Here is a 5,000-nt window from a genome sequence, read left to right on the forward strand (position 1 = left end):
CTCAAACCCTCCGGGCCCTAGTCTCAAACCCTCCGGGCCCTAGTCTCAAACCCTCCGGGCCCTAGTCTTTTGCCCTCCGGCGCCTAGTTTTAAAGCTTCCTAGTGTCAGTGTCGGGTGTCGCGGGGAGCGAAGCGACACGCGACACGCGACACCCGACACTGCGGCAAAACTGGCGGCTTGGCGCCGCCTGCCCTGAGGCTTGCCAGCCCTTTGGGTAAGCGCTGCGCCTCGGGGCGGCACAAATGGCAGAGGACAGATCCTTAACAAATTACGGCCGCCCTGATGGTAAAAAATGGCTGAGAAAATCAGAAAGGCGCTCAGAGGCTCTGGAAGGCCCCTTGGAGGCCGGAAGGGCCTAAGAGCTGGAAGCTTCTACCCAAGGAGTTGGAATGGGCCTCTAGAAAGCCTCTCCGTGGCGCTGAGAGTGCATCGCTAGTCTATCTGCACCCTATATCCGCAAAGCGACAATGCGGTTCTTTGGCTTTGTCCTGTGGCCTCTTGGACCCCAGATCTAGGCTCAAAAACGGCCTAGAATGGCCCTGCTTTGTGAAGGGCAGTTTTAGGGGTTGTGTAAATGGCAGGAAATATGACTTGAATACTTCACAATCCTAATATTGGATACTTCACATATGCCAAAGCGCAAGTTCAGCCGCCTGACGAACGCCCAGAAGCAGGCGCTGCGGGGCGAGCTGGAGGCGAAGATCCCGGTTACGGAGCTGGCGAAAAAATACGGGGTCAGCCGCCGGACGATCTACAACCTCAAGAACCGCTGGGACGAGCGTTTGCCGCAGTCTCGCAGCAAGGTGCTGACGGTGCGGGTCAGCGCCGAGGACATGGAGCGTCTGGATGCCCTGGCGAAGGAGCTGGACCTGAGCCGGGCCGACATGGCGCGGCGGGTGCTGCTCTATGCGGCGGGCGTGTATCACATCGAGCCGCCCGAAGCGGGCGAGATCGCGGCACTGACCAAGGAGGTGTCCGCGATCGGGCAGAACGTGAACCAGGCCGTAAGGGCCATGAACACAGCCGTGCTGCGCGGCCAGAAGATCTCCCGTCTGCACCTGGATCAGTTGGCTCAGCAGCTGCACGAGATCGCCCGCCACAATGACCAAGCCCGCAGCCTGATGGTCCGCCGCGCCCAACAGCAACGGACGCATATCGAGCAGGTCATTCAAGCTATGAAAGGCGAAAGGGAAGTCGTGGGATCGGACACCTAAAGATAATCGCGGATCAACTGAGAGCGATGTGCAAAGACTGCCTCGTCGTGGAAAGGGGCAGCATCCTGAACTGCACGGTCCATCAGGTCAGCCAATTGAGCTTTGTCCTTGGCCAAGCTGGTCAGGACATCCACCAATCCGGCAATATCGTTTATCTGCACCAACCGCCCTCCACCGTGGCCGGAAAGCAGATCGGCAGCAAAGGCACCTTCATAACCAACAAGGGGCGTGCCTGAGGCCAGTGACTCGATTAAGCAGCGCGGCGATTCTGGCGTCTTGTGGCAGAACAGCATGACATGCGCTTGCTGCAATGCTTTTAGAACAGTGCCGCGGTCATTGACGAAGCCTGGCAGTTCGACCTTGTCTGCCAGACCTGCCGCATTGATGGCCGAGCGCATTTCAGCCAGCAGCGGCCCATCGCCAAGCCAGGACGCCCGGAAATCCATACCTCTGTGCGCCAAGGTTGCAAGAACCTCGATCCAGTCAAGCGGACCCTTCATCGGGTCGGCGCGACCAGCATAGACGATGCGTAACGGACCGCTGCCAGCCTGTTGTTGCTTGCGGATCAGGTCGTCAGGACCGATGTGATCCGATTTCTTGACATGGATGTCGTGAACCAACTGCGGCTGTTGGCAAAAGGGCGCATAGGCATCATAGGTCTCGCGCCCATGAAAAAGTCCCAGTGCTGCACGGCGGATCACCCATTTTTCCAAGGCAGCCATCGGCCGCCAAGTCAGCTTGGAACGCAGGGCGGCACGGCCCTGTCCGGTTCTTGCCTTGTGACGCGTGACCTGGGATTCAACCCGGTCGGTCCAAACCGAATAGCGCCGCCCGTTCTGGTGGGCGAGGATCGAGGACACCGCCCCCCAATCGCCCCACAGTCCGCCAAGGCTGAAGCACAGATAATCCGCTTGCGCGATATTGTTCCGGATTTTCCGCCGTACCGCAGGCAGTTCGCGTAGGAAACGGTCAGGCCGATAGGCCATCGGCAGAGGATCAAAGGTGATCCTATCGGCTCCGGGGATCTGTGAGACAGGCTGCAGCGCCGTGCGATCTGACGCACCTGCCCTGAGCGGCTGCATCACCGTGATATGATCAAAGTTTCTGCTCCACAACCGTAGGCCATTTGCAGCTTGTGGTTCGATCAGCAACTCGCCGCTGTCCCGATAAACGGGGACATGAACATAAAGCAGAAGCTTTTTGGATTTTTTACTGTCAAAATTTTGCAAATGATCAAACATGAAATTAAATTTCCTGTTAATTTTTGTTCGGTTAATTTCCGTAAATCACAAGGGCACTATCCTGATCTTACGATATCTAGCTAGTCCTATCGTAGAAAATTAGAAGTAAGTCGAAGATGAAGCCAGTGGGACATTCTACTCCCTTGTCTCTGAGAACGTTATTCATGCAGTGGCAGCACTATCAGACAGATTTATGAGTTTGATCTATTCGTGGGCGCTCTGAAAACTGTCTCTTTATTAATAATTACATGAGTATTGCGCGCAAGAAACAGGGCCACCGTTGCAATCATAGCAATTGCTAACATCTCCCCGCCATCTTCCAGATACACTAGGGCACGGATGTGCGGAAACAAAGCATGTAACAAGTCCATAATACTTGCACTTATGACCAGAACGGCAACAGGCAACGCAACCAGTTTCGAAATCGTTCTATCTCTTTCACTGCGGCCTAATATTGCCCATATCGCAAAGGGCAAAAGAATCAGGCCGATTATTAACCAAGCAGCCAGTTCTCCCTGAGTGTGATGATCAAGGCCTGAGATACCTAACGTTAAGCCTAACTCTTGGAATATCTCACCAACACGCTCATGGAAACTGGCGGAATCGTCGAACCAAGCAAACGACATTAATATAGAAAGAAGAAGGCAAAAGCGTGAACGGGCTGCACTGGCCGCAGCGAGGAAAAGGATTGAGGCGACAAAGGACATGCCATGGGTAAAGTTCTCAGCGATAGAGCCGTCAGCTTCAATGCTGATGGTTCCAAAAAGGCGTGCAAGCATTGTAGTCTGCGGCTCATCCGGGCTCATTGCTTCTAAAAGCATGGCGTGAAGTGCTATTAATGCAAAGGTAAATGCAATCAATACACCGCCTGCTGTTATGACTGCCCTGTCCGACCACAGCAAATATACAATATTTTGTTGATGGACAAAATCTTTTGTCTTTTCTCTATTACTATAGGTCACATGAACTCCACCGACACAATATGACATGTATATGACAACAGCACTCATGCTGTGTCCATGTGTCGATAAGTATCAGAGGCTTTTTTTCCCCCACCACCGCCACCTAGAGACGGTGGTGATAGTAGGGCGTTGATCAGTCAGCAAAGCAGTCGCTTGTTGCCGCCAGCGATCCCGATCCTCTTTTAGGTCAGCCAAGATCTCACGTTCGCGATTCAGCATCGCTTCTAAAGCTTCGATGCGTTCGAGAAGCCGGTTCGCATCAGGTTCCGCATCGCGTCTTTTCGAACCCTCCTGGGGTTCCATGCCGAATGCCCGAGAGAGTTCTGCAGGGTCAATCGAATAGCTGCCATCTTCGTGTCGTAACGCGCTAAGTTTTCCGGTTTTGATGGCTCGATTGATGGTGGATTTGCTTTTGCCCGTTAGCTTCGCAGCCTGTGATAGGGACAGTTCCGGCATGGTTGCGTATTGCGTCATTTTGGGGTTCTGGGTGGAACCCCTTCGTCATGAACGGAAAAGGCAGCGCGCGCAAGGTCGGCGTCGCGCCGGGGCAGGGTGTAATCACCTGCCTTGAAGGTGCGGCCGACACGATCCGCCCAATCTTTACGTTCAGTTGGGGTCAGCCCGTGCCACCAGATCAAGGCCGGTTCCGCTTGGGGTTCATCGGCAATGAGGGGCGGTGCGTCGTTCTTGTCCTGCTGGCGGCGGCGGGCGTTTTGGTGGCGCTCATTCTCGGCCACCGTCTTGGCGGCGTCGTGAGGATCCTTCCAGCGCCAGCGGAAGGTGACGGCATGGACGGCCCGGCCTTGTTTCTCGGGGGTCATACTGACCTCAACCGTTCCATAGTCGTTCACTGCCGCTAAAGCAGGGTCGAGAACCCATTGGCGAAAGTTGTTCCAACGCTCGTAGGACTTCTTGTCAGTCACCCCCATAAGCGAGCGCAACTCGTCCACGGTGAAGGTCCAGAACGGCCTCCCCAGGCGCTTCTTGTCGGCCAGCAGCACGTAGAGCTGGCGGCCATGGCCAGTCAGGCTGTGAGCGGCGCGGGCTTCGATCTTGGCGAAGTTCTGCGGACTGCGCAGGGCATGGACACCAGCGGGCGGGATCAGCGCCCGCACTATCGAGCCGCCCTGGGTGATCTTCCATTCGGCCAGCAGAACCGCGCCCCAGGGATCGCCGCGCCATTCGCCGCTGAGCTGCACCCCGGTCAGTCGCGTCAGGCATTCACGCAGCCAGATGTTGTCGTTGCGTCCGTCCTCGCCGCGCAGCAGCCGTGAAGGCACTTCCAGCCAGATGCTGTTGTCCACCTCGGCGGGGATGCGGGCGGCATCGAGCGCCGAGGCCAGTTCCCAGATGGCCGAGACCATGGCCGGGGTCAGCGGCTTGTCGGATCGAAGCGCTACAGCGCTGCTCGGCACAGTGATTTCCCTCATTCGCCTAGGCTAAATGACTGTCGCCTAGTCTGCAACTTCTATCCTTTGCCCTCCGGGCCCTAGTCTCAAACCCTCCGGGCCCTAGTCTCAAACCCTCCGGGCCCTAGTCTCAAACCCTCCGGGCCCTAGTCTTTTGCCCTCCGGCGCCTAGT

The 5,000-nt window shown here is 56.2% G+C and carries 5 protein-coding genes; 1 reads left to right on the forward strand and 4 read right to left on the reverse strand.

All coding sequences use genetic code 11. The features are described from left to right. Positions 1–630: 630 nt before the first annotated feature. Positions 631–1,215, forward strand: a complete 585-nt coding sequence (locus tag JX613_RS19415; protein ID WP_207103122.1) for a helix-turn-helix domain-containing protein — start codon at positions 631–633, stop codon at positions 1,213–1,215. Here the strand turns inward: JX613_RS19415 and JX613_RS19420 are convergent. The 4 genes from JX613_RS19420 to JX613_RS19435 form a co-directional block, all read right to left on the reverse strand. Continuing rightward, positions 1,212–2,456 (reverse strand): glycosyltransferase, encoded by a 1,245-nt coding sequence (locus JX613_RS19420; RefSeq protein ID WP_207103123.1) that lies wholly within the window; start codon positions 2,454–2,456, stop codon positions 1,212–1,214. The genes JX613_RS19415 and JX613_RS19420 overlap by 4 nt on opposite strands. 191 nt (positions 2,457–2,647) lie before the next feature. Continuing rightward, positions 2,648–3,466 (reverse strand): hypothetical protein, encoded by an 819-nt coding sequence (locus tag JX613_RS19425; protein WP_207103124.1) that lies wholly within the window; start codon positions 3,464–3,466, stop codon positions 2,648–2,650. A gap of 24 nt (positions 3,467–3,490) precedes the next feature. Next, positions 3,491–3,892 (reverse strand): hypothetical protein, encoded by a 402-nt coding sequence (locus JX613_RS19430; RefSeq protein ID WP_207103125.1) that lies wholly within the window; start codon positions 3,890–3,892, stop codon positions 3,491–3,493. Then, positions 3,889–4,848: a replication initiation protein gene (locus JX613_RS19435; protein ID WP_207103126.1), complete on the reverse strand. Its 960-nt coding sequence runs from the start codon at positions 4,846–4,848 to the stop codon at positions 3,889–3,891. Before JX613_RS19435 ends, JX613_RS19430 begins: the two co-directional genes overlap by 4 nt. Positions 4,849–5,000: the final 152 nt, after the last annotated feature.

Source organism: Paracoccus shandongensis, assembly GCF_017315735.1.
Lineage (GTDB): Bacteria > Pseudomonadota > Alphaproteobacteria > Rhodobacterales > Rhodobacteraceae > Paracoccus > Paracoccus shandongensis.

What these genes read in the sequence shown, in the direction of transcription:
- JX613_RS19420 (WP_207103123.1), bottom strand. Translation starts at nt 2,456, where the DNA reads ATGTTTGATCATTTGCAAAATTTTGACAGTAAAAAATCCAAAAAGCTT.
- JX613_RS19415 (WP_207103122.1), top strand. Translation starts at nt 631, where the DNA reads ATGCCAAAGCGCAAGTTCAGCCGCCTGACGAACGCCCAGAAGCAGGCG.
- JX613_RS19435 (WP_207103126.1), bottom strand. Translation starts at nt 4,848, where the DNA reads ATGAGGGAAATCACTGTGCCGAGCAGCGCTGTAGCGCTTCGATCCGAC.
- JX613_RS19430 (WP_207103125.1), bottom strand. Translation starts at nt 3,892, where the DNA reads ATGACGCAATACGCAACCATGCCGGAACTGTCCCTATCACAGGCTGCG.
- JX613_RS19425 (WP_207103124.1), bottom strand. Translation starts at nt 3,466, where the DNA reads ATGAGTGCTGTTGTCATATACATGTCATATTGTGTCGGTGGAGTTCAT.